Annotated in this window: 18 protein-coding genes and 4 pseudogenes; 13 read left to right on the top strand and 9 right to left on the bottom strand. The window is 73.5% G+C overall.

The genetic code is table 11. From position 1 onward, the window contains the following. Positions 1-244 precede the first annotated feature (244 nt). Positions 245-682 (top strand): transglycosylase SLT domain-containing protein, encoded by a 438-nt coding sequence (locus NEH16_RS22415; protein WP_265544567.1) that lies wholly within the window; start codon positions 245-247, stop codon positions 680-682. 81 nt (positions 683-763) lie between these two features. On the opposite strand, the pseudogene NEH16_RS22410 reads toward NEH16_RS22415, so the two are convergent. Then, positions 764-2,034, bottom strand: a pseudogene (locus NEH16_RS22410) (alpha/beta hydrolase family protein). Between the two features lie 121 nt (positions 2,035-2,155). On the opposite strand from NEH16_RS22410, the gene NEH16_RS22405 reads away from it, so the two are divergent. After that, positions 2,156-3,115, top strand: coding sequence for an AEC family transporter (locus NEH16_RS22405; RefSeq protein WP_265544566.1), 960 nt, complete (start codon positions 2,156-2,158; stop codon positions 3,113-3,115). On the opposite strand, the pseudogene NEH16_RS22400 reads toward NEH16_RS22405, so the two are convergent. Further along, a pseudogene (locus tag NEH16_RS22400) lies at positions 3,078-5,128 on the bottom strand (phosphatase PAP2 family protein). The gene NEH16_RS22405 and the pseudogene NEH16_RS22400 sit on opposite strands and share 38 nt — an antisense overlap. A gap of 353 nt (positions 5,129-5,481) precedes the next feature. On the opposite strand from NEH16_RS22400, the pseudogene NEH16_RS22395 reads away from it, so the two are divergent. Beyond that, a pseudogene (locus NEH16_RS22395) lies at positions 5,482-6,571 on the top strand (DUF2330 domain-containing protein). Here the strand turns inward: NEH16_RS22395 and NEH16_RS22390 are convergent. Then, positions 6,568-7,668 (bottom strand): serpin family protein, encoded by a 1,101-nt coding sequence (locus tag NEH16_RS22390; protein WP_265544563.1) that lies wholly within the window; start codon positions 7,666-7,668, stop codon positions 6,568-6,570. The pseudogene NEH16_RS22395 and the gene NEH16_RS22390 sit on opposite strands and share 4 nt — an antisense overlap. Positions 7,669-7,727: 59 nt before the next feature. Here NEH16_RS22390 and NEH16_RS22385 point away from each other — a divergent pair, with 59 nt between their 5' ends. Next, positions 7,728-8,231 carry a GNAT family N-acetyltransferase gene (locus NEH16_RS22385; RefSeq protein WP_265544561.1) on the top strand — a complete coding sequence of 168 codons (504 nt, stop codon included), beginning with the start codon at positions 7,728-7,730 and terminating at the stop codon, positions 8,229-8,231. A 7-nt stretch (positions 8,232-8,238) separates the two neighbouring features. Here the strand turns inward: NEH16_RS22385 and NEH16_RS22380 are convergent, their stop codons facing one another. Then, positions 8,239-10,401, bottom strand: a complete 2,163-nt coding sequence (locus tag NEH16_RS22380) for an MDR family MFS transporter (RefSeq protein ID WP_265544560.1) — start codon at positions 10,399-10,401, stop codon at positions 8,239-8,241. 33 nt (positions 10,402-10,434) lie between these two features. On the opposite strand from NEH16_RS22380, the gene NEH16_RS22375 reads away from it, so the two are divergent. From NEH16_RS22375 to NEH16_RS22355, 5 genes are all read left to right on the top strand, one after another. Further along, the gene (locus NEH16_RS22375) at positions 10,435-11,481 is read left to right on the top strand and encodes a peptidoglycan-binding domain-containing protein (RefSeq protein ID WP_265544559.1); all 1,047 of its coding nucleotides are present in this window, start codon (positions 10,435-10,437) and stop codon (positions 11,479-11,481) included. Positions 11,482-11,675: 194 nt separating this feature from the next. Beyond that, positions 11,676-12,338 (top strand): HAD-IA family hydrolase, encoded by a 663-nt coding sequence (locus NEH16_RS22370; protein ID WP_073965359.1) that lies wholly within the window; start codon positions 11,676-11,678, stop codon positions 12,336-12,338. Between the two features lie 369 nt (positions 12,339-12,707). Beyond that, entirely contained in the window at positions 12,708-13,352 is a 645-nt protein-coding gene (locus tag NEH16_RS22365; protein ID WP_265544557.1) for an HNH endonuclease family protein, read from the top strand. Positions 13,353-13,821: 469 nt separating this feature from the next. After that, entirely contained in the window at positions 13,822-14,280 is a 459-nt protein-coding gene (locus tag NEH16_RS22360; RefSeq protein ID WP_265544555.1) for a DoxX family protein, read from the top strand. 241 nt (positions 14,281-14,521) lie between these two features. Next, positions 14,522-15,181, top strand: a complete 660-nt coding sequence (locus tag NEH16_RS22355) for a DedA family protein (protein ID WP_073965356.1) — start codon at positions 14,522-14,524, stop codon at positions 15,179-15,181. On the opposite strand, the gene NEH16_RS22350 is transcribed toward NEH16_RS22355, so the two are convergent. The 3 genes from NEH16_RS22350 to NEH16_RS22340 form a co-directional block, all read right to left on the bottom strand. Next, positions 15,168-15,392 carry a DUF2277 domain-containing protein gene (locus tag NEH16_RS22350; protein WP_073965355.1) on the bottom strand — a complete coding sequence of 75 codons (225 nt, stop codon included), beginning with the start codon at positions 15,390-15,392 and terminating at the stop codon, positions 15,168-15,170. The genes NEH16_RS22355 and NEH16_RS22350 overlap by 14 nt on opposite strands. Positions 15,393-15,449: 57 nt before the next feature. Continuing rightward, positions 15,450-15,890: a DUF7144 family membrane protein gene (locus NEH16_RS22345; RefSeq protein ID WP_265544552.1), complete on the bottom strand. Its 441-nt coding sequence runs from the start codon at positions 15,888-15,890 to the stop codon at positions 15,450-15,452. 65 nt (positions 15,891-15,955) lie between these two features. Continuing rightward, positions 15,956-17,425: an MFS transporter gene (locus NEH16_RS22340; protein ID WP_265544550.1), complete on the bottom strand. Its 1,470-nt coding sequence runs from the start codon at positions 17,423-17,425 to the stop codon at positions 15,956-15,958. A 90-nt stretch (positions 17,426-17,515) separates the two neighbouring features. Here NEH16_RS22340 and NEH16_RS22335 point away from each other — a divergent pair, with 90 nt between their 5' ends. From NEH16_RS22335 to NEH16_RS22320, 4 genes are all read left to right on the top strand, one after another. Next, complete coding sequence (locus tag NEH16_RS22335) at positions 17,516-18,472, top strand: LysR family transcriptional regulator (protein WP_265544549.1); 957 nt, start codon at positions 17,516-17,518, stop codon at positions 18,470-18,472. Positions 18,473-18,683: 211 nt separating this feature from the next. Beyond that, positions 18,684-19,973, top strand: coding sequence for an MFS transporter (locus NEH16_RS22330; RefSeq protein WP_265544548.1), 1,290 nt, complete (start codon positions 18,684-18,686; stop codon positions 19,971-19,973). A gap of 25 nt (positions 19,974-19,998) precedes the next feature. Continuing rightward, on the top strand, positions 19,999-20,337 hold the full coding sequence (locus NEH16_RS22325) for a PadR family transcriptional regulator (RefSeq protein ID WP_073965350.1): 339 nt from the start codon (positions 19,999-20,001) through the stop codon (positions 20,335-20,337). Continuing rightward, positions 20,334-21,221 (top strand): hypothetical protein, encoded by an 888-nt coding sequence (locus tag NEH16_RS22320; protein WP_265544546.1) that lies wholly within the window; start codon positions 20,334-20,336, stop codon positions 21,219-21,221. The genes NEH16_RS22325 and NEH16_RS22320 overlap by 4 nt, the downstream gene beginning before the upstream one ends. Positions 21,222-21,256: 35 nt before the next feature. Here the strand turns inward: NEH16_RS22320 and NEH16_RS22315 are convergent, their stop codons facing one another. Next, entirely contained in the window at positions 21,257-22,030 is a 774-nt protein-coding gene (locus NEH16_RS22315; RefSeq protein WP_265544545.1) for a class I SAM-dependent methyltransferase, read from the bottom strand. Between the two features lie 66 nt (positions 22,031-22,096). Next, a pseudogene (locus NEH16_RS22310) lies at positions 22,097-23,315 on the bottom strand (MFS transporter). Between the last annotated feature and the right edge of the window lie 36 nt (positions 23,316-23,351).

The following is a 23,351-nucleotide window of genomic DNA, read 5'->3' as shown; positions in this document are numbered from 1 at the left end:
GAGCAGCCCCCGCCGCGCCCCACGCGACCTGCTATGAAGCGGTTTGGGGCGGTTCGGGACCTTCGGCCCCGGGTGCGAGGCGGGGTCGTAACAGGGGTCGTTGCCACGGCCGAACGGGCTCGCTAAGACTGGATCTCGTCGCCGAGCACCGCAGGGTCCTCACCGGGATCGCGGTCAACGAGCGCCGGTCCACGCAGGATTCGGACCGCGCCGCGACTCCCCCGCCCCCGACGTTAGGTTCCCTGTGACGTTCGCCCGTAACCTCATCGCCAAGCCCCGCATCACCCGTCGCAAGGCCGCCATCGCAGGCGCCTCCGTGCTGCTGGGCGCCACCGGCATCGGCCTGGGTGTCTCCCCGGCCATGGCGGCCCCGTCCGCTGCACCGACCTCCGCCGGGAGCGCCCAGGACACGGCGAAGCAGATGATCGGCGACGACGCGCAGTTCCAGTGCTTCAGCAACATCGTCAGCCACGAGAGCGGCTGGAACCCGAGCGCGACGAACGCCTCCTCCGGCGCCTACGGCCTGGTCCAGGCACTGCCCGGTTCGAAGATGGCGTCCGCCGGCTCGGACTGGAAGACCAACGCGGGCACGCAGATCAAGTGGGGCATGGACTACATGAACTCCCGCTACGGCAGCCCCTGTGGCGCCTGGTCCTTCTGGCAGGCCCACAACTGGTACTGAGCCGGCCCGGCTTGAGCCAGTGAACCCGAAAGCCCCGACCGCCCTGTGCGGTCGGGGCTTCGGCGTGTCCGGAGCCGGACGTCAGCCGTGCGCGGCCAGCCGGTCGAACCAGCGCACGATCTGCGGGCCCGACGTCAGATACGTCTCGTTGTGGCTCAGGTCACCTTGGTCGACGACCGGCGCCTTCACGCCCCGCCGCGCCAGATCGGCCGCGCAGCTGCGGGCGTTGGCGACGGGCACGTCGGTGTCGCCCGACGAGGTGTAGAGCCGCACCGGGACGGCGGGCTTCCAGGCGCAGGTGGTGTCCTGGGCGCGGATCGCGGCCAGCAGGGCGCCGGTGGGGTGCTGGAGCTTGCGGTAGTAGGCGTCGGTGAGCAGTTCCCTCAGGTTCGCGGGAGGGCCGGGATGATCTCCTCCTCGTAGTGGTCGCCGTCGAAGAGGCCGTCCACCACATCGGCGTACGGCTCCCGGAACGCTTCGGACGGGTCCTTCCACAGCGGGTGCAACCGGTTCTGCGCGGTGAGGAAGTACGTCATGTAGAAGAGGCCGCTGGTGTCGTTGACCCGGCCGTCGAAGAGGGCAGGCGTCTCGGCGTGCTCGATGTCGTACGGGCCGGAGACCGGCGCCAGCGCGCGCAGCCGGAAGTGCCGGTCGGCGCCGCGCTGAAGGGCCCTGCCCAGGGCCATCGCGACCTGGCCGCCCTGCGAGAAGCCGCTCGCGAACACCTCGCCAGTGAGCGGGCGGTCCAGCCGGAGCGCGGCGGTGCGCGAGGCGCGGAGCATGTCCAGCGAGGCGCTGACGGCCGAGGCGGTGTCCATGTACGGGTGGCGGCCGGGGCCCTTGCCGAGCCCCAGGTAGTCCGGGGCGGCGACCGCGCGCCCGGCGGAGGCGTGGAGATAGGGGGCGTAGCGGCCGAAGTCCTCGCCGACCGAGGGCGCGTAGTCGCGGTGGGCCATCGTGCCGTGGGTGTCGGAGACGAGGTCCAGCCGGTGGGCGCCGCCGTCGGGCAGCACGAGGAGGCCGGTGGCCGTGGTGGGGCGGCCCTGCGGGGTGATCGTCGCGTAGGTGAGGCGGTAGGCGCGGACGCCGTGGCGGACGGTGTCCGTGCCCATCCCGGCCTCGGCGAGGAAGGCGGTCACCCCGGCCCGGTCGTGGCGGGCGACCGGGGTGACCGCGAGGAGGGTCCCGCGCGCCTCGTGCCGGCCGGCGACCGCCGCGTCGGGGGCGGTTCCGGGCCGGGCCGCCGCGGTGGCCGGTGCGGTGCCCAGGGCGGCGAGGACCACCACGGTGGCCGCCGCGAGAAGGCGCCGAGCGCCGTGGATCCGGGGCGAGTTGCTCGCGTCGCTGTTCATGTTCACGACCGTAGGAGCGGAATCCCCGCGTCGGCATCGGCCTGGACCCCCGGGCCGGAGTGCACTTGAGTGCACCCCGGGCCGGGGGTCAGCCACCGCACCGAACAGGCGTACGGGGATCATGGCCGCCATGCATGCCCTGCTCTCCGCCTTCGCCCCCATCTGGGTCCTGACCGGCATCGGTTACGCGGTCGGGCGCGGCGGGCTGCTAGGGCCGCAGGCGGAGGCCGTGCTCGGCCGGTTCGTCTTCCATGTGGCCATGCCCGCCGCCCTGTTCACGATGGTGTCGGGGGCGAGCCCGGACGTGTTCGGCCATCCGTCGATGGTGGCGTTCGTGGTGAGCACGGCGGTGGCGGCGGGGGCCGGTTTCGTCCTCGTCCGGCGGGTGTTCGGCCGGGGGCGGGCGGAGGCGGCGATCGGCGCCATGTCCTCGGGCCATGTGAACTCCGCGAACCTGGGCATCCCGGTGGCGGTGCAGGTGCTGGGCGACGCCTCGTTCGTCGCGCAGGTCATCCTCTTCCAGGTGCTGGTGCTCTCGCCGGTGATCCTGACGCTGCTGGACTCCGGGACGCGCGGGGCGGACGGGCGGCGCCCCGGCGGCGGGGTGCGGCGGCTGCTCACGATGCCCCTGCGCAACCCGATCATCCTGGCCTCGCTGCTCGGCGTGGCCGTCTCCGCGACCGGACTGCGGCTGCCGGCCGCCGTGACGCACCCGTGCGATGTGCTGGGCGCGGCGGCGGTGCCGACGGCCCTGATCACGCTCGGCCTGTCGCTGTGCCGGGGGCCGGGCGGCGGCGGGGGCCGGGCGCGCCGGGAGCGGGCGGAGACGGCGGTGGTCGTCGCCGTGAAGACGCTGGGGCAGCCACTGGCCGCGCTGCTCGTGGCGGGGCCGCTGCTGCACCTCCCGGCCCACCAGTTGCTCGCGGTCGTGCTGTGCGCGGCGCTGCCCACCGCCCAGAACTCCTTCATCTACGCCCGCGAGTACGGCCTCGACACCGGGCCCGCCCGCGACGCGATCGTGGCCTCCACGCTGGTGTCGATGGTCACGCTGTCGGTGGCCGCGTGGGCGCTGGGGCCGTGAGCCGTTCGGGTGGCGGGGCGGGGGCTCCGGACGGATGCTGGAGGGGCGACGATCCACCTGATGAAGGGGTGCGGGGACGCTTTACCGTCCCCGCACCCCTTTGTCCCGTCTCCGTCCCCGCGTCCCCTTGTACCGGCTGGAGCCGCCGCGGCCCCGCGAGCACGTACGCGATGAGGAACCCGAGCGCGACGACGGCCGCCCCGCCCACCGCGTCCAGCACCCAGTGGTTGGCGGTCGCGACGATCGCGGAGACCGTGAACAGCGGGTGCAGCACCCCGAGCGCCTTCATCCACACCTTCGGGGCGAGCAGCACGATGATCACCCCGCACCACAGGGACCAGCCGAAGTGCAGCGAGGGCATCGCCGCGTACTGGTTGGTCACCGCCGTCAGCGCCCCGTAGTCGGGCTTGGTGAAGTCCTGGACCCCGTGGACGGTGTCGATGAAGCCGAGCCCGGGCATGAGGCGCGGCGGGGCCAGCGGAAACAGCCAGAAGCCGACGAGCGCGAGGAGCGTGGCGAAGCCGAGGGTGGACCGGGCCCAGCGGTAATCGGCGGGGCGGCGCACGTACAGCACGGCGAGGATCGCCAGTGGCACGACGAAGTGGAACGTCGAGTAGTAGTAGTCGAAGAAGCTCCGCAGCGGGCCGATGCCCGCGGCCGCGTGGTTGATCCGGTGCTCGATGTCGATGTGCAGCCACTGTTCGAGCGAGTGGATCTGGTGCCCGTGCCGCTCGGCGGTGTCCCGCCCGGCCGTGGCGGCCAGCCTGACGTGCCCGTACGCGGAGTAGACGACGCGGATCAGGAGGAGTTCCAGGAGCAGGTTGGGCCGGCTGAGCACCCGCCGCCACACCGGCAGCAGCGGCACCCGGCTCCAGCGGGCCGGGACCGGCCGCGCGTACGCGGTGGGCACGGGCTTTCGCCAGTACGGGGAGGTGCGCGGCAGGAACGGCGTCACGCAGGCGGCCCCGAGCGCGGCGAGCAGCAGCACGTTGTCGCGTACCGGGAACACCGCCCCGATGTTCGGGAGCAGCATCGCGCCCGGCAGGGTCGTCACCAGGACCACGACGGCCGGCCACACCAGCCGGTCGGAGGCGCTGCGGCCCGCCCGGCCGACCACGGCGAGCAGCACCCACAGCAGCTGGTGCTGCCAGGCGGTCGGCGACACGGCGACGGCTACGCAGCCGGTGACGGCCACCGCGAGCAGCAGCTGCCCGTCGCGCGCGTACCGCACGGCGCGGCGCAGGCCGATGACGCCGACGGCGGCGGCCAGCGCCAGGAACAGCGCGATCTCCGGCGGTCCGGCCAGGCCCAGGCGCAGCAGCGCGCCGTGCAGGGACTGGTTGGCGAGGCTGTCCGCCTGGTCGCCGAGGCCCGCCCCGGCGACGTGGTGCACCCAGTACGTCCACGAGTCGTGCGGCATCGCGGCCCACGCCAGCGCCGTGCAGGCGGCGAAGGCACCGGCCGCGGTGAGCGCGGAGCGGCGTCTTCCGGTGAGCCACAGCAGGAGGGCGAAGAGGAGCACGGTCGGCTGGAGGGCGGCGGCCACGCCGATGAGCGCCCCGGCCGTGCGCTCCCCCGGACGGCGAACAGGCCGACGAGGACGAGGAGGACGGGCAGGATGCTGACCTGGCCGAGGTGGAAGGCGTTGCGCACCGGCAGCGAGAGCATCAGCAGGCTGATCGCGACGGGCGCGGCGAGCAGCGCGGTGCGCCGGCCGACCGGCCCGGGCAGGGCGCGGGCGGCGACGAGGCCGAGGGCGGCGACGAGCAGCAGCGAGCCGAAGGTCCAGGCGACCCCGAGGCTCTGTTCGGCGGTGCGGGTCAGCGGCTTGAGGACGAGCCCGGAGAACGGGGTGCCGGTGAACCGGTCGGTGTCGTACAGCGAACCGGTCACATGGAGCACCCCGTTGTCACCGATCCAGGTCTCCAGATCGATGAGCCGTTCGCCCGGCGGCTGCCGCAGCACCACCGCCACCTGCCGGACGGCGAGTGCGGCCACGAGCAGCCAGAGCACCGCCCGTACCGTTCCGGTTCCCGCTCCCGCCGTCGCGCCTGTGCTGCCACCGTGCTCCGCGTTCGCCACGCTGCGCCGACCCTCCAAGGTCTGATGCCGGGCGATTGTCCGGCATGTGTGAAACCTTCGCATTGTGCTCTTGGGTAGACCCAATCAACCCCCTTTACGCCTGACTGTCACTCCGCTTTCTCCGAAAGTCCGCCCGCCCGGGCGGGCGGCGGGCCCGGAACCGGCCGGGGCCCGCGCACGTCTGAGCCCGTGATCAGCAACGACGGGGAGGACGGAAGATGCGGCGCGCGGGGGGAAACGGAAGGACGGGGGGCTGGGCGGTCCGGGCGCTCTCCCTGCTCCTGATGCTGGTGTCGCTCCAGGTGGGGTCGCTGATCGCTCCGGCGTACGCCTGCGGCTGCGGGGCGATGGTGGTGCACCGGAACAGCCAGGTGGCGGTCGACCGGGAGACCTCGGCGGTCGGCTGGGACGGCCGCACCGAGCAGATCGTGATGCAGCTGAGCGTCCGGGGGAACGCGCCGGACGCGGCCTGGATCATGCCGGTGCCGCACCGCGCCACGGTCGAGCTGGGCGACGCGAAGCTCTTCGACGAGCTGAAGGCCATCACCGCTCCGGTCACCGAGGAGCGGCACTACTTCTGGCCCCGCGACAAGGACTGGCCGTTCGGCGGTTCGGGGAACTCCGCGGGCGACGGCGCCGGGGCCCCCAAGGCCGCCGCCCCGGTCGACGTGGTCGGCCGGGAACGGCTCGGCCCGTTCGACGTGGCCCGGCTCGCGGCGACCGACCCGGAGGCGCTGGAGAGCTGGCTGAAGGAGAACGGCTTCGAGCTGCCGGACCGCCTCGCCACGGCCCTCACCCCGTACGTCGAGCAGAAGTGGGAGTACGTGGCGGTGCGCCTCGCGCCGGAGCGGCAGGGGGCACGCTGAGCGGGACGCTCGACCCGCTGCGGCTGCGGTTCGCCAGCGACCGGCTGGTCTATCCGATGCGCCTGTCCAAGCTCGCCGCGACCCCGCAGTCGCTCGACCTGTACGTGCTGGCCGACCACCGCATGGAACCGCGCGGCGCGATCGGCGGACGGCCCCGAAGGTCGCGTTCGCGGGCCGCGTCGACCCGGCGAAGGAGCCGTACGAGGCGCTGGGGGCGGTCACCGGGGACAAGCCGGTGTTCGTGACGGCCATCGACCAGTACTTCCCGTCGCCGGAGCGGATCGACGGCGACCACGAGCTGCGGGCGACGGCCGCGGACACCCCGTACCGGACCGTCGTCCACCGGGACACGCTGCTGACCTGGGCCGGGATGCCGGCCTGGCTGCTCACGCTGCTCGGCGGCGCGGTGCTGGTGGTGGCCCTGCCGCTGTTCCTGGTCGTACGCGCCCGGCGGCGGCGCCCGGTGCTGCCCCCGCCGCCGGTCTTCGCGCCGCCGCCGCTGCGCTAGTCGGCGGTGTCCGAGGGGGTCTCGGCCTGCCAGCCGGCGAAGAGCGGGACCTCCTCGCCGGGGTCCAGGACGACGATGCCGAAGGGCCGGTCGAAGGCGAGGTGCAGGCGGCGCGGGGGCGGTCCCGGCTCCGCGCCCGCCGGTGCGGGCAGCACCGTCACGGCGGCGGCCGACAGGCCCTCCTCGGTCACCTTCAGCACGGCCTCCTGCACCGCCTCGGAGAGCATGAGCGGGGTGGCCGAGAGCCCGGAGAAGTCGGCGGCCGGGGTCGAGGCGAGGCGGACCCCGAGCGCCGGCAGCTGATCGGTGGCCCGGATGTGCGTACGCAGGGTGAAGCGCGGGACCGCGATGGTCACGACGTCCGCGTGCAGGGCGGTCCGCGCCTCCTTCGGTGCCCAGGCCGCCGGAAGCACTTCGGCCGCCCCCTCGCCGGGCCGCCCCAGCACGAGGCGCACCTTGACGGGCGGCGGCCCGTCCGGCCCTCGCCGGGCGCACCGCAGATCGAGGACGAACGCGCCCCCGGTCATCCAGACGTCCCAGGACGGGGGCTTCCCGAACATCGTCGGCACCTCACGGGTGACACCCGCCGCATCGGTGAACGGCCGGTCCCGGGTCGCCTCCCGGGTGAACGGAATCGCCCAGTCCGTCTTCAGCGCGAGCGCGTTGACGAGCACCAGCAGCATCTGGTCGTTCACGGCCACCGGCAGCCGCTCGATGAGCCCGCCGGTCGTCTTCCGGACCCACGCGTCCACCTCGTCCGGGTCCATGGGTCCGAAGCCGATGTCCGGCAGCGCCCTGCGGAGCCGCCGGTGCACCGGGGTCCGCGTCCACACCCGGGTCGCCACGCCCAGCCCGTCGGTGGCCGCCAGCGCCCGGGCCGTGGCCGTCGCCGCCCCGGCCGCCTCGTCCCCGGCCACCCCGAGCACCGCCCGCAGTTCGTCGGCGGTCGCCCCGCGCGCCCCGGCCGCGAGTGCGGTCAGGGCCAGCCACAGCCCGGCGGGCGAGCAGACGAAGTCACCGCCCGACCCGGCCAGCTCCCGGATCCACCGCTCGCCGAGCCCTCGGACCGCATGGGCCCCGTTCCCCTGCGCCACCACGCCGCCGCCCCCTCAAAATCGCTTGGCTCATACACATGTGCGGTAGCAAGAATGACCCAATGACCTGGACCGTGGCGCCCGAACCCTTCGACTCCCCGGACGCGGCCCTGCTCCGGCGCGACTATTACGCCGAGGTCGCCGGCCGCTACTGGGGACGCCCGGCGACGGCCGAGGAGATCGAGGACGGGCTCACCGACGACGGCGCCGCGCTGCTGACCGCCCCCACCGGTGACTTCGTCGTCGGCCGCTCCGGGGGCCGGGCGGCCGCCTGCGCGGGGCTGGTCCTCGTGGCCGCGGACACCGCTGAAGTCACCCGGGTCTACGTCCGCCCGGAGTTCCGGGGCACGGGCGGCGGCGGGCTGCTGCTCGCGGCGCTGGAGGAACGGGCCCGGGCGCTGGGGGCGGCCCTGCTCCGGCTGGACACCCGGCACGACCTGGTGGAGGCGCGCGGCCTGTACGCGAAGCACGGCTTCCGGGAGGTCCCGGCGTTCAACCGGGGGCCGTACGCGGAGCACTGGTTCGCCAAGGAGGTGGCCCCGAGAGCCGGGGCCTTCCCCGTATGACAGCAGGTCAATCCCGGTACGGGTGCCCCGCCGCGTGGTCGCGCTTCGGCTCCGGGCTGTGCGGGCGCTCCTTGCTCGACCCGCTGGTCTCCCGGGTCAGCTCGGAGACCAGCGCGACCAGGTCCGTCGGCCGGTCCGGCCCCCACCAGTCGCCCAGCAGCTCGGCGAGGGAGTCCTCGCGGGCCTGGGCGAGCTTCACCACCGCCTCGGCGCCCGGTTCGGTGAGCACCATCTGCACCCCGACCCGCCGGACGAGCCCGCGCCCCTCCAGCTGCCGGGCCGCGTCGTTGATCACCCGCAGCGGCACGGGCGCCACCTCGGCGAGCCGGGCCGGCTCCACGGTGCCGTGGCGCTTGATCCGCAGCAGCATCCAGCTGGCGGCGGGCAGCAGGTCGAAGCCCGCCTTCTCGGTGATCTTGACGTAGACCTCGCGGCGGCCCTCCCGGGTGGCCAGCACGGACAGGGCCCGCGCGCACTCGTCGTACGAGGAGCGCTCGACCGGGTTGGACGCCAGGGTCTCGCTCGGGTCCGGCGCCGTCACCGATCCGCGCAGCTTGTCCTCCTTGAGCAGCCAGGCGAAGAGGAAGGCGACCAGGACGACGGGTGCCGCGTACAGGAAGACGTCCGTGATCGACGTCGAGTACGCCTGGAGCACCGGCCCCCGCAGCGCGTCCGGCAGCTGTCCGATGGCGCGCGGGTCGGCGGCCAGGCTGTCCGCGTCGACCCCGGGCGGCAGCGGCCGTCCGTCGAGCGCATCACCGAGTTTGGCGGTGAGCCGGTTGGTGAAGATGGTGCCGAAGATCGCCACACCGAACGAAGCCCCGATGGACCGGAAGAACGTCGCCCCCGAGGTCGCCACGCCGAGGTCCCGGTACGAGACGGCGTTCTGCACGACCAGGACGAGCACCTGCATCACCAGGCCGAGGCCCGCGCCGAAGACGAAGAAGTAGGCGCTCATCTCCCAGGTGCCGCTGGACACCGTCAGCCGGTGCAGGAGCAGCAGCCCGATCGCGGTGATGCCGGTGCCGGCGACCGGAAAGACCTTCCAGCGGCCCGTACGGCTGACGATCTGCCCGGACACCGTCGAGGTGATGAGCAGCCCGAACACCATGGGCAGCATGTGGACACCGGACATCGTCGGCGTGATGCCGTGCACGACCTGGAGGAAGGTCGGCAGATAGGTCATCGCGCCGAACATCGCGAAGCCGACGACGAAGCTGATCACCGCGACGAGGCTGAAGGTCCTGATCCGGAACAGCTTCAGCGGCAGCACCGGCTCGGTGGCGCGCCGCTCCACGAACACGAACGCGATCAGGAGCACCACGGCCAGCACGGCGAGGCCGATGATCTTCCACGAGCCCCAGGGCCAGGTCGTGCCGCCGAGCGAGGCGACGAGGACGAGGCAGGTGGCGACCGAGGCGATGAGGAAGGTGCCCAGGTAGTCGATGGTGTGCTTCGTCCGGCGGACCGGGATGTGCAGCACGGCGGCGATCACCAGGAGGGCGACGACGCCGATCGGGAGGTTGATGTAGAAGACCCAGCGCCAGCTGAGGTGCTGCGTGAAGAAGCCGCCGAGCAGCGGTCCGAGGACGCTCGTCGCACCGAACACGGCACCGAAGAGCCCCTGGTACTTGCCGCGCTCGCGGGGCGGGACGATGTCGCCGACGATCGCCATCGACAGCACCATCAGACCGCCGCCGCCGAGCCCCTGGAGCGCGCGGAAGCCGATCAGCTGGGGCATGTTCTGGGCGAGACCGCAGAGCGCGGAGCCGATCAGGAAGATGACGATCGCGGTCTGGAACAGCTTCTTGCGCCCGTACTGGTCGCCCAGCTTCCCCCAGAGCGGGGTCGCGGCGGTCGACGCCAGCAGATAGGCCGTGACCACCCACGAGAGGTGTTCGAGCCCGCCGAGGTCGCTGACGATGGTGGGGAGCGCGGTGGAGACGATGGTCTGGTCGAGTGCCGCGAGCAGCATGCCGAGGAGCAGGGCGCCGATCGCCACCAGCACCGAACGCGTGGAGCGGTCCCCACCGGGGGCCTGGGCGGTCGAGCTCAGCTGCTGGGCCATGAGACATCTCCTCGGATCCGCTACACCCCCATCCTGTCTGTTCTGCCCCGTTATGGCCTGCCGGGAGGCCGGATGATTGGGCTTCTCGGCGGCGGGCTGCATAATCGCAGGCAGTTCAAGGGGAGGGGACCCACGATGGCCGGACAGATATGCCCGGAGTGCGGTACGGAGAGCAGACCGGGCGCCGCTCCCGGCTGCGCCTGCGCGGGCCGGAGCGCCGGTACGCGGGGTTACGTCACCGACCCGGAGCGGGCCGCCGAACAGCAGCGCATCGCCGACGAGCACCACGCGGGCCGGTCCGCCGAGATGGCCGCGGCGGAGGACTTCGACCCGCTGCGCATCCGCCCGTACGTGACCCTGGGCGACGGCACCGGGACGGCGCCCACGGCACCCCCGCCGGGCGCTCCGCGGGTCCACGGCCCCGAGGGCGACGCGGCGACCACGATGCCGCTCTTCCTGGACCCGGCGGCGGGCGCCGCGCCGGAGACCGGGGAGCCCGACACCGCCCTCCTCCTCACCGGCCCCGACCCGGTGGCCCCGCGCCGCCGCAAGCCGTTCGCCGCGGTGATCGCGGGGGCGGCCGTGGTCGCGGTGGTCGGCACGGCGGCCTTCGTCGGCGGGCTGTTCAACGGGGACGGCGGCGGGGAGGCCGACCTGGACCAGGCCCTGCCCTCCACGGTGACCAGCCTCCCCGAGGAGAGCGGCGAGCCCGCCCCGTCCGCCTCGGCCTCCGCCTCCGCGCCGCCCAGCCGTTCCGCCTCCCCCAGCTCGTCCGCCTCGGCCTCCGCGTCGTCGTCCGCCTCCCCCTCGGCCTCCGCCTCCCCGTCCCGCTCCGCCACGGAGTCCTCCACGGCGCCGGGCACGGGCGCCGCGTCGTCCCCGTCGGCGACCGCGAGCAGCAGCGCCCCGGTCGAGGGCGTGGCGCCGCCCCCCTCGTCGCCGGACGAGACCGGGACGCTGCGGCGGGGCGACCAGGGCGCGGAGGTCGCGGAGCTCCAGAACCGGCTGCGGGAGGTCTGGGTGTACAACGGGCCGGTCGACTCGGAGTACGGGGACCGCACGGAGAAGGCCGTGAGCGATCTCCAGACCTGGTGGAACATCGACGGCGATCCGGAGGGCGTCTACGGCCCGAACACCCGCAGCCGCCTGGAGGCCATGACGACCGGGCGCGGGCGCCGCTGACGGGCCTGACGGGTGACGGGCCTGACGGGCCGCCTCCGGGAGGGGATTCGCATTTGCGACCCCGTTTTTGTATCGTGGAGAAACAAAGTGGCCCCTGCGCGCACACCCTGACCGGCGGGCGGGGGCCGCTTGATCTCCCGCGCCGCTCACCCCCGCGGTGTTCGCTTCCCCCGTCCTGTCTCTGGAGCCCGCCCATGCCGGCCACCGCCCTCACCGCCCGCGCCCTGCTGCTCGACATGGACGGCACCCTGGTGAACTCCGACGCCGTCGTGGAGCGCTGCTGGCGCCGCTGGGCGCTGCGGAACGGGCTGGACCCGGAAGAGGCGCTGAAGGTGGTCCACGGCCGCCAGGGCTACGCCACGATGGCGGTCCTGCTGCCGGAGCGCCCGATGGAGCAGAACTACGCGGACAACAAGGTGATGCTCGCCGAGGAGACCGCCGACACCGACGGGGTCGTTCCGATCGGCGGCGCCCCCGCGTTCATGGACGCCATCGCCGCCCTTCCGCACGCCCTGGTCACCTCGGCCGACCTGGCGCTGGCGACGGCCCGGATGGGCGCCGCCGGGCTGCGGATGCCGGACCTCCGCGTCACCGCCGAGAGCGTGGGCGCCAGCAAGCCGGACCCGGAGGGCTTCCTCAAGGGCGCCGCGGCGCTGGGCTTCGCCCCGGAGGACTGCGTGGTCTTCGAGGACTCCGAGGCGGGCATCGCGGCGGGCCGGGCGGCCGGCATGCGTGTGCTCGGCGTCGGCCCGCGCGCCGGGGCCCACTCCCCGGACGCCCATGTGGCCGACCTGACGCAGCTGCGCGTCGAGGCGGCGGCGGACGGCGCGATCACGCTGCACGTCCAGGCGCGGTAGTCTCCCGACGGGGCGCCCGAAGCCCCGCGCACCGGGACCGCCGACGCCCGCACCTGGGCCGCTGACCCCACGTCAAACACCAGCACCACGAACCTCCGTACGGCCCTCGCCCACCCCGGGCGGGGGCCGTACGCATGCGCTCTGCGCAGGTCACGGACGTGAGCTCCGCACCGGCCCGGCTCACCGCGCCCGCGCGCACGGATCCGTACGCCCCCCGCACCACGAAGCCCTTTGTCAGATCCCTTGATGTGACGTGCCCATGTCGCCACCCTGTTACCTGGCGCCCACCCCACGGAAACCCGGCGCCGCCACGATGGCCGGGCCGTTCATGACAGCCCGTCCACATCCCCCCACATCAAGGGAGTTCGCATGTCAGGTGTCTACGCGCGTCGCATAGCCGTCCTCGCCGCATCCGCCGCACTCGCCGCCACCACCGGCCTGCTCACCGCCCCGAGCGCCCAGGCGGCCATGCCCACTCCGGTCTCCGCGTCCACCGCCCGCACCTATCTGAGCGAGCTGACCGTCAAGGCGGAGGGCTCGTCCAGCGGGTACAGCCGGGACAAGTTCCCGCACTGGATCACCCAGTCGGGAGCCTGCGACACCCGTGAGGTCGTCCTGAAGCGGGACGGCACGAACGTCACCCAGAACTCCAGCTGCTCGGCGACCGGCGGCAGTTGGTACTCGGAGTACGACGGTGCCACCTGGACCGCCGCCTCCGACCTGGACATCGACCACATGGTGCCGCTCGCCGAGGCGTGGCGCTCGGGCGCTTCCAGCTGGACCAACGCCCAACGGCAGGCATACGCCAACGACTTGACCCGCCCGCAGCTGATCGCGGTCACGGACAACGTCAACCAGTCCAAGGGCGACAAGGACCCGGCGTCCTGGATGCCGCCGCGCGCCGCGTACAAGTGCACCTATGTGCGCGCCTGGATCCATGTGAAGCACTACTACAACCTGTCCGTCGACTCGGCGGAGAAGTCGGCCCTGCAATCCGCACTGAGCGGCTGCTGAACCGAGGAACACCCGACCGAGACCCCGACCCCGGTGGCCCCACCGGCCGATGCCCGCACGACGGGCCGGCCGGCGGGGCCACCGACGTGTTTTCGGCCTACTACTGCTGTTCATGACAAGCCACACGCCGCCCCGAGGGCCGGCCGGCGGGCCCACAGTCCGCCAACGGGGCGCGAGGGGCCCGGAACTCCAGTGGGGCTCCGGTGAAAGTCGGGGGTGCCGTGGTGGGAGCACCCACCGCCGGAACCGGACGCCGGTGGCCGGAAAACTGCGCCGCCATTGGTTCAGGCCAAGCAAAGGAAGGAGGCTGCCCAGTTCGAGGCGGTATTGGCGCGCCGAACGGCGCACAACAGACCGTCGGGTTCCGGCCAGCTGACGAAACGTTGAACTTGCAAGTATTGGTGAGGTCTACCTAATCTTTTGCGCCCAGTCGGTTCACGTCCCCACCAGACCGAAGGAGCCTCCCCCCATGACCCCACACCTCCACCGAGCACAGCCCTACGTCCTCGCGCTCTTCCGCATCGTCGTCGGCGGGCTGTTCGCCTGCCACGGCGCCGCCTCGGTCTTCGGCGTCCTCGGCGGCGCCCACGGCGGCGGCTCCATAGCCGCCGGCACCTGGCCGGGCTGGTACGCGGCGGTGATCCAGCTCGTCGGCGGCGTCCTCGTGGCGCTGGGCCTCGGCACCCGCGCCGCCGCCCTGGTCTCCTCCGGCTCCATGGCCTACGCCTACTTCACGGTCCACCAGTCCCACGCCCTGCTCCCCCTCCAGAACGGCGGCGAACCGTCGGCCGTCTTCTGCTGGGTCTTCCTGCTCCTCGTCTTCACCGGCCCCGGCGCCCTGGCCCTGGACAACCTCCTCGCCGCCCGCACCCCGGACCGTCAGGACCGGGACCGCGCCCAGGAACAGACCTCCCCCGTCGCCGTCTGACCCTCCCTCCCCGCTCCCCCGGGCCCGCCGGACCGACCGGGCCCCGCACACCCCTCGCGTACCGCCGGGAAAACCGCTCCCCGGCGGTACGCGCTCGATGCACCCTCGACCCGGGGTGCCCAACATCACGCATATATAGGGATCACCGGGTGAACGGCAGGCGTACGCTGTACAGCTGACCCTGCCGCTCCTGCCGCTCCCCTGCGACGTCGCGGCGTTGTTACCGATCGGGGAGTAGAAGGTGCTAGAGAGTGTGGGCGCGCTGACCGGCAGCCCATGGATCTACGTAGCGGTCGCCCTCTCCGTGCTGCTGGACGTCTTCCTCCCCGTACTGCCCAGCGGTGTGCTGGTGATCACCGCCGCCACGGCCGCCGCGGCCGGCACCACCGGTGTCGCCGCCGACGCCGCAGGCGCCGCCCGTCAGGTGACCGAGGTCCCCTCCCTGCTGGCCCTCGTCCTGTGCGCCGCCACCGCCTCGGTGCTCGGCGACTTCGCCGCGTACCGGCTGGCCCGGCACGGCGGCGAGCGGCTGGACCGCGCCATCGCCCGCTCCCGCCGCCTGACCTCCGCGCAGGAGCGCCTCGGCGCCGCCCTGAGCCGGGGCGGCGGCATCCTCGTCGTCATCGCGCGCTTCGCCCCGGCCGGGCGCTCCGTCGTCTCGCTGGGCGCGGGCGCCTCGCACCGCAAGGTGAAGGAATTCCTGCCCTGGTCGGCCGTGGCCGGCGTGGCCTGGGCCGGCTACAGCGTGGGCCTCGGCTACTTCGGCGCGCAGTGGCTGGGCGCGAGCTGGCTGGGCACGGCCATCTCGGTCCTCGCCCTGTTCCTCGCGGGCTCCTTCGCCGCGCTGCTCATGCGGCGCCCGGCCGCCGCAGCGGCCGCCGCGCCCCCTATGGCGTCCTGACACCACCCCGTATCTCCAGGCCGTCGAGCAGCCGGGCGGTCGCCTCGGCGATCTCGTCCACGGCACGGTCGAAGACTTCCCTGTTGTGCGCGGCCGGCGCACGGAAGCCCGACACCTTGCGGACGAACTGCAGGGCGGCGGCACGGATGTCGTCCTCGGTGGCCTCTTCGGGCAGGACGGGCGGTCGGAGCGTCTTGATACTGCGGCACATGTGTCCAGTGTGACCCGTGCCACTGACAACGGCACGGAGTCTGCCCGGATCGGCCGGTCAGATCACCGGTTTCCGTGCCGTGCACAGGGCCCAGATGACGAAGGTGTCGATGGCGAGGGAGACCACGGCCCAGACCGGCTGGTAGGGCAGCCACATGAAGTTGGCGATCATGTTGAGCGCCGCGAGCCCGACACCGGCCCCGCGGGCCCAGGCGGAACCCTTGAGGATGCCCCAGCCGACGATCGCGATGACGATGCCGAGGATGAGGTGGATCCAGCCCCAGGCCGTCACGTTGAACTTGAAGACGTAGTCGTTGATCCGCGCGTACACCTCGTCCGACGCGATACCGGCGATGCCCTTGATCGCGTCGAGCACCCCGTCCACCATCAGCAGCACACCGGCGAACATGACCCCGCCGGACGCCCAGGGGTTCTCGTCCCCCGGGCGCGGCGGGGTGGGCGAGGAGGGGGTGCCCGGCGGGGGCGCGGTCTGTGCCATGAGGACTCCTGGGCCGGAGGGAACGTACAGGTCAGACCGACCATGCGCCGCCCTTCCCGGCACGGCTACGTGGGAACCCCCGTACGGGTGACGCTCCCGGCCTCCGCCGCCTCCCCGCTCCCCGCCTCTTCCGCCGCCCCGCGCGGCCGCCCCGACGTCCCCAGCACCACGAACACCGTGGCGACCAGGAGCACCGCCGCCACGACCCGCAGCCCGTCGGCCATCGCCGGGGCGAAGGCGGCCGCGCGGGCGGCCCCGGTACCGCCGGCCCGGGAGGCCAGCACGGTGCCGACGACGGCGACACCGAGCGCCGCCCCGATCTCGCGCGCCGCCGTGTTGAGCCCGGAGCCGAGCCCGCTGCGGTGCGCGGGCAGCCCGGCGACGACGGCCACGGTGAGCGCGGGCGCGCAGAGCCCCGTACCGGCGGAGATGACCAGGAGGTAGACGGCGTACAGGGCGTACGGGGTGCTGCCGTCGGCGGTCGAGACGAGGAGCAGCCCCAGGCCGATGACCGCGAGCCCGCCGCCCGCGACCGGGCGGATGCCGTACCGGTCCATCCAGCGCGCGCCGAACTTCGGCATGACGGCCATCCCGACGGTCAGCGGCACGATCGCCACCCCGGCGAGGCCGACCGGGAAGCCCTTCACGTACTGGAGGTACTGGGAGTTGACGTAGAACAGCGCGAACAGCCCGAAGAAGGCCGTGGCGATGCCCAGCGTCCCGGCGCGCAGCACGGGCGAGGCGAAGACCCGGGGGTCGAGCAGGGGCTTGGCCGCGCGGAGGCCGTGCACGGTGAAGACGGTGAGCAGTACGGCTCCGAGGCCGAAGGCGGTCAGCACCCGCGCCGAGCCCCAGCCCTGCGGCGGGCCCTCGATGATCCCGTACACCAGGGCGGTGAGCGCGGCGACGAGCAGGAGCGAGCCGAGCGGGTCGGGCGCGGAGTCGGTGCGTTCGGGGCTGCGGGGCGTGAGGCGGGCGACGGCGAGGGCGAGCAGCGCGGCGAGCGGCACCATTGCCCAGAACAGGGCGCGCCAGGTGGAGAACTGGCCGGCGAGGCCGCCTCCGACGTTGCCCGCGAGGCCGCCGAGGCCGGCCGCGAGCGTCCAGGTCGCCAGCGCCTGGGACCTGCGGGCGGGCGGGGTGAGGGTGATCAGGAGGGACATGGTCGCGGGCATGATCAGCGCGGCCCCGGCTCCGCACACCCCGCGTCCCGCGATGAGCACGGCGGGGACGGTGGCGAGCGCGCTGGTGGCGGCGCCCGCGGCGAAGAGGCCGAGTCCGGTGAGGAGGGCGCCCTTGCGGCCGAAGCGGTCGCCGAGCGCACCGGCCGGGATCAGCAGCCCGGCGAAGACGATGACGTACGCGTCGACCGACCAGAGCAGTTCGCTGGAGGACGGGTGCAGGGCGGAGGCGGCGAGCTGGGGGATGAGCAGGTTGACGGCGGCGACCATGCCCTGCGCGACGAGGACACAGGCGCAGAGCGCGTATCGCGCGGCCGGGGTAAGGCGCGGGGGCTTCTGGGCATACGGGGACAACGCTCCTCCTGGGAGCCGTGACGGGTGGGATGTGCTCCCACCGTAGAGTTGGCGCGACTTGCTTTCCAATGCATCTTCGACAAGGGATGTATGCGCGTGACGCAATCCGGCCTTGACCTCAACCTTCTGGTCGCCCTGGACGTTCTCCTCGACGAATGCAGCGTCTCCGGGGCCGCCGCCCGGCTGCATCTGTCCGAGCCCGCGATGAGCCGCACCCTCGGCCGCATCCGCAAGGCGCTCGGTGATCCGGTGCTGGTGCGCGCCGGGCGCACGATGGTGCCCACCCCGCACGCCCTGGCCATCCACGGCGAGGTGCGCGCGGTCGTGGAGCGGGCGCGCGGGCTGTTCCTGTCGGGCGGCAAGGTGGATCTGCGCGCCCTGTCACGGACGTTCACGGTGCTGGCCCAGGACACCCTGGCGGCGGTCTCCGGCCCCGCGCTGTTCGCCCGGATCGCCCGCGAGGCGCCGGGCGTACGGCTCCGCTTCCTGATGGAGAGCCATGTGGACGGCCCGTTCCTGCGCGAGGGCGCGGCCGACCTGGAGGTGGGGGTGCTCGACGTGCGTTCCCCGGAGGTGCACCGCGAACACCTCTACAACGACCGGATGGTGGGTGTGGTGCGCGCCGACCACCCGCTCCTGGAGGGGGAGATCACCCCGGCCCGGTTCGCCGCCGCCGACCATCTGACGGTGTCCCGGCGCGGTCGGACGACGGGCCCGGTGGACACCGCCCTCGCGGGACTCGGCCTGAGCAGGCGGGTGGTGGCCAGCGTGGGCACCCTGCCGTCTTCCCTGTTCATCCTGCTGAGCAGCGATCTGGTCGGGCTGACCTCCCTGCGGGCGCGTCCGCTGACGGAAACCCTGGGCCTGCGGACGTTCGAGATCCCCTTCCCGCTGCCGCCGCTCCCCTTCGGCATGGCCTGGCACCCGCGCCACGACGCCGATCCGGCCCACGCGTGGCTACGGGAGCGCTTCCGGCAGCTGGCCCGCGAGGAGGCTCCGGAGGACGGCGACGAAAATCCGCTGTTCCCCGTCCCGCCGGGCGGCTAACCTCCCACCGACCGACGACCCGAGGATCGACCGACGACCCGAGGAGGGGAAGTTGCCCGGTAGCCCGCGCACGCGCTGACGTCGTAGACCGACCCGTCATCGCGTGCTGCCTTCGAGCGCGGCACAGCGAGCCCTTCCCGCCGGACCGCCGACGCACACCGCTGCGTCGGGCGGCGGCGGAGCCTTGCCGTCCGCAGCCCAAGGGGCCTCCGTGCGACCCGTTTCCCGTATCCCCTCCCCCGCACTCCGGCGGGACTCCGACTTCCTGCGCCTGTGGGCCGGGCAGACCGCCTCCCAGTTCGGCGAGCAGGCGCTCCTGGTCGTCCTGCCGCTCGTCGCCGTCGTCACGCTGCACGCCGACGCGGGCGCGCTCGGCCTGCTGCGCGCGGTGGAGCAGGCGCCGATCCTGCTGCTCTCGCTGTTCGCGGGCGCGTGGGCGGACCGCCGCCGCACCCGCACGGTGATGGTCGCGGCGGACCTCGGCCGGGCACTGGCCCTGGCGGCGGTCCCCCTGGCGCTGCTGCTCGGCGTGCTCGGGCTGCCGGTCCTGCTCGTGGTGGCCGCCCTGCTCGGGGTGGGGAGCGTGTTCTTCGATGTGGCGTATCAGGCGTCGCTGGTGCGGCTGGTGGACCGCGAGCTGCTGATGCGGGGCAACAGCGCGCTGGAGGGCAGCAGGTCGGCCGCGCGGATCGGCGGCCCGGCGCTGGGCGGGGCGCTGATGTCGGTGTTCTCGCCGCTGCTCGCGGTCGTCACCGGTGCGGGCTTCTTCGTGCTGTCGGCCGTGTCGATCGGCCGCATCCGCCGCCCGGAACGCGTGCCCGCGCCCGCCGGGGCCCCCGCGCCGGTCCTGCGGCGCATCCACGAAGGGCTCCGCTTCGTGGCCCGGCACCCGGCGCTGCGTGCGGTGGGACTGGCGTCGGCCCTGTTCCAGTTCTCGCTGGCGGCCCTGATGACGGTCTACCTGCTCTTCCTCCCCCGCGAACTGGGCCTGTCCGGCGCGGAGGTGGGCCTGGCGCTGGCGGCGACCGGCCCGGGGGCGGTGCTGGGGTCGCTGCTCGCGGCACGGCTGCCGGAGCGGCTTGGGTACGGCGTGGTGCTGGTGGGGTCGGCGGTGCTCGCGGACGGCGTGATGCTCGGCGTACCGGCGCTGCACGGCTCCGGGCCCCTGGTCCTGCCCGCGCTGATGGCCGTCAACCTGGTCTTCGGTACGTTCGGCCAGCTCGTCAACGTGACGGTGATGTCCGTACGGCAGGCGGTCACGCCGGTCCGCATCCAGGCCCGCGTGGTGGCGACGATCAACTTCGCGGGGATGGGCCTCACCCCCTTCGGCTCCCTGCTCGGCGGCTTCCTGGCGGGTACGTGGGGGCTGCGCCCGAGCCTCCTCGTCACGGCGGTCGCACTCGCCCTCTCCCCGCTGTTCATGGCGCTCTCCCCCTTGGCCCGCCTGGGGAAGGTGCTTCCCGTCGCAGCTCAGGGCGGCCCGTCATATGCCGGTGAGTGACCCATGCTTCGCGTACGATACGGGCATGAGCGAACGCGCGATGCAGGAACCGACCCTCCTCCTCCTGACCGCCCTGGCGGACGAGCCCCGGCACGGTTACGCCATCGCGCGCGAGGTCGAGACGATCTCCGGCGGCCGGGTGAAGATGCGCACCGGCACGCTGTACGGGGCGCTGGAGCGCCTGCTGAACGAGGGCCTGATCGAGGTGCACGCGGAGGAGGTCGTGGACAGCCGCCTCCGCCGCACCTACACGCTCACCGCGACCGGCAGGGAGACCCTGGCCGCCGAGGCCCGCCGGATCGCCGCCACCGCGCGCGAGGCCACCCGGCGCCTCGGTGCCGCCGGGAAGCCGGCCACCGCGTGAGCACCCCGCTGCTGCGGCTCTACCCGGCCGGTTACCGCCGCGCGTTCGGGCCGGAGATCGCGGAGGCGTACCGGGAGGCGACCGAGGGCGCGGGCCGGACCGCCCGGTTCCGGGAGGCGGGCGACATCGTGGCGCACGCGCTGCGGATGCGGATGCGCCTGGGGTCCGCCCAGCGCGCCGGTCGCCTGTTCGCCGCCGCCGCGCCCTTCGCACTGGCCGCGACGGCCGCGTACGCCGCCTTCGGCCTGGTCTCGATGCTCGGCGACTGGCGGCTGAGCGGGAATCCGGACTTCCTGGTCCCGCTCAGCTTCGTCATGACCGGCTGCGACCTGGTGACGCTGGCCGGGGCGGTCCTGGCGCTGGGCGGGCGGTTCGCGGCGGGGGCGCGGTGCGCGTTCGCGGGCGCGCTGGCCCAGGAGTTGGCGCTCCTCGTGGTCCCGCTGGCGGCCGGAGTGCTGCCGCCGCCCGCCGCCGCCCCGTATCTCCTGGCCCCGGTCGCGGTGGCCGCGCTGCCGCTGGCCTGCCCGCCGGACCTGCGCCCGCCCGGGCGCGCCCTCGGCGCCGCGGCCCGGGTCGCGCTGCTGCTGTGGACCGGGCTCATGGTGGCCGCACTGGCCCTGGCGGACGCGGGCGGCCATCTCGCTTACATGCTCTGGCGGTTGGGCGTCCCGGTGGCCGCCGCCCTGCTCCTCGCGGGCCGTCCGGCGCTGGCCCGGCTGCGCACGCCCGGCCGGTTCGCGCTGGCCGGGGCGCCGTTCGTCGCGATGGGGTACTGCGCCGGGGTGGTGGACCGGGACACCCTGGTCCCGGCCCTGGCCGTCGTGGCGGCGGCGGGGGTGGCGCTGCGGCTGTGGCGGCTGCGGGGCGGGACGAGCCCGGGCTGAGGGACGGGACGAACACGGGCTGAGGGCGCGGGGGTTCAGGCGGTCACGCGGATCTTCGACTGCCCGTGCCCCAGCTTCTCCCAGTCCTCCATGAACCGCGCGCGCAGCCCGTGCTTGGCCGCGAGGGCGGTCAGGGTCTCGGTCCGGTAGTAGAAGTCCTCGCGCAGCACCTGGTGTTCGGCGCCGGTGGTCCGGTCGAAGGTGAAGTCGAAGTGCCCGCCGGGCGCGAGTACGCGCCCCACATGGGCCAGGCACTCCTCGATGATCTCGATCGGCGAGTGCGAGAAGACGCTGTGGGCGTGGACGACGTCGAAGTACGCGTCCGGCAGGAAGTCCAGCTTCAGGTCCTTGGTGATGGTCAGGTGCGGCACCTTGGCCTGGAGCCCCCGCTCGGTCAGGGTCCGCTTGGCGGCGATCAGGATGTCGGGTGAGATGTCGATGCCGTAGTAGTGCCCGGCCTCCAGGTAGTCGATGAACCGCCAGCCGGCCCGGAGGTTCCCGCACCCGATGTCGAGCATCCGGGCCCCGGGGGCGAGTCCGTGCTCGACGAGGTAGTCGAACTGCATCTGCCCCAGCGCCAGCCACCGTTCGTGCGTCTGGCTGCCGACGGCGGCCTCCGGGTTGCGCCGGGTGTCCGAGGCCATCACGGCGCGGTAGTAGTTCACATGGTCCGGGTGCTTGAACGCCAGCCAGCGGTCGCGGGCCGCCCGCTTCAGGTAGGGCGCGATGCGGTCCGGCCGGCTCGCGGCGTAACGGACCTTGTGGGCAAGGGACTCACGGTTGGCGACGAGGTTCTTCTTGGATGCCATGACGCCACTATAGGTCGGTGAACGACATATACAAACCATCGACACGTCGGTCCGGCCGGAGGAGCCTCACCTCCGCCTGATCCGGTGCACATCGCGTACGCAGGCGTTGGCCACCCCGGCAGCGAGGATGACGGCCGAGCACACCAGGAGGATGTGCCCGCTGGACCAGTACGCGGACGCGGCCGCGACCGCGAGGTAGCCGACCGGGATGGCGATCTGCTCGCCCAGCGAGTTGAAGGCGTTGAGGCGCCCCAACTCCTCGTCCGGCACTTGCTGTTGCATGACGGTGGACCAGGCGACGACGGCCACGTCCATCCCCGCTCCGGCGACGACGGCCGCCCCCAGCACCCAGGACAGCGGCAGCCCGGACCCCATCGCGGCCAACGGCAGAAAGAGCCCGGAACTCGTCACCACGGCGACCAGGACCAGGCGCTGCGGCTTCCACAGCAGACAGACGAACGTCCCCGCGAGCAGCCCCGCCGCGAACGCCCCCTGCACCAGCCCCCACGAACCGGCGCCCGCGTAGCTGCGGTCCGCCACGAGCGGCCCGAGCAGCTGGTACCCGGCCAGCCAGGCGGCCACGACCGCCGTGCCGGACAGGGTGAAACTCCACAGCCACACCCGGGACCTGAACCCGGCCCACCCGACCCGCAGATCGGCCAGCAGCCCCCGCCCGGACCCCCGGCGGACACCGTCCCCGCGAGCCGCAGCCCCGCCAGCAGGAGCGCGGCCACGACGAAGGTGACGGCGTCCCACCCGAGCGCCCAGGCGGGCCCGGTCAGCGCGACGACGAACCCGCCGGCGACGGGACCGACGACCTTGACCGCGTTCCTGGGCACCCGGACCAGCGCGTTGGCCTGCTGGAGCCGGTCCGGCGGAACGAGCCGGGGCACGACCCCTGGGCCGCCGGCGTGGTGAACGCGGCCGCCGCCCCCGAGGCACACGCGCACAGGCTCATCGCGGCGGTGGTCGCCGTCCCGGTCGCGACGAGCACGGCCACGACCGCCTGCGCGGCCCCCGCGACGAGGTTGCCGAGGAAGAGGATCCGGCTGCGCGAGACCCGGTCCGCCAGCACCCCGCCGACGAGCAGGAGGATCAGGGCCGGCACGGTGTTGGCGGTCAGCACGATCCCGAGCGACCGCGCTCCCCCGCCCTGCTCGATCACGGCGAACGCCAGCGCGACGGGGGCCATCGCGGACCCGGTCGCTGAGACCAGATGGGCGAGCAGGAACCGCCGGAAGGCGGGCACTCGCAGCGGCGAAGCGCCCTGGTCGTCGGTGGCCATCAGTCCAGCACGCGCATCACCCATCCCGGCAGGGTA

The organism is Streptomyces drozdowiczii, assembly GCF_026167665.1.
GTDB classification, from domain to species: Bacteria; Actinomycetota; Actinomycetes; order Streptomycetales; family Streptomycetaceae; genus Streptomyces; species Streptomyces drozdowiczii_A.
Note: the sequence above shows the minus strand (reverse complement) of the source record. Positions and strands in the feature narration are given on the sequence as shown.

Coding starts and splice junctions, on each gene's coding strand:
- NEH16_RS22405 (WP_265544566.1), top strand. CDS start 2,156: ATGGCCGCCATGCATGCCCTGCTCTCCGCCTTCGCCCCCATCTGGGTC.
- NEH16_RS22385 (WP_265544561.1), top strand. CDS start 7,728: ATGACCTGGACCGTGGCGCCCGAACCCTTCGACTCCCCGGACGCGGCC.
- NEH16_RS22380 (WP_265544560.1), bottom strand. CDS start 10,401: ATGCAGCCCGCCGCCGAGAAGCCCAATCATCCGGCCTCCCGGCAGGCC.
- NEH16_RS22375 (WP_265544559.1), top strand. CDS start 10,435: ATGGCCGGACAGATATGCCCGGAGTGCGGTACGGAGAGCAGACCGGGC.
- NEH16_RS22370 (WP_073965359.1), top strand. CDS start 11,676: ATGCCGGCCACCGCCCTCACCGCCCGCGCCCTGCTGCTCGACATGGAC.
- NEH16_RS22365 (WP_265544557.1), top strand. CDS start 12,708: ATGTCAGGTGTCTACGCGCGTCGCATAGCCGTCCTCGCCGCATCCGCC.
- NEH16_RS22360 (WP_265544555.1), top strand. CDS start 13,822: ATGACCCCACACCTCCACCGAGCACAGCCCTACGTCCTCGCGCTCTTC.
- NEH16_RS22350 (WP_073965355.1), bottom strand. CDS start 15,392: ATGTGCCGCAGTATCAAGACGCTCCGACCGCCCGTCCTGCCCGAAGAG.
- NEH16_RS22345 (WP_265544552.1), bottom strand. CDS start 15,890: ATGGCACAGACCGCGCCCCCGCCGGGCACCCCCTCCTCGCCCACCCCG.
- NEH16_RS22335 (WP_265544549.1), top strand. CDS start 17,516: ATGCGCGTGACGCAATCCGGCCTTGACCTCAACCTTCTGGTCGCCCTG.
- NEH16_RS22325 (WP_073965350.1), top strand. CDS start 19,999: ATGAGCGAACGCGCGATGCAGGAACCGACCCTCCTCCTCCTGACCGCC.
- NEH16_RS22315 (WP_265544545.1), bottom strand. CDS start 22,030: ATGGCATCCAAGAAGAACCTCGTCGCCAACCGTGAGTCCCTTGCCCAC.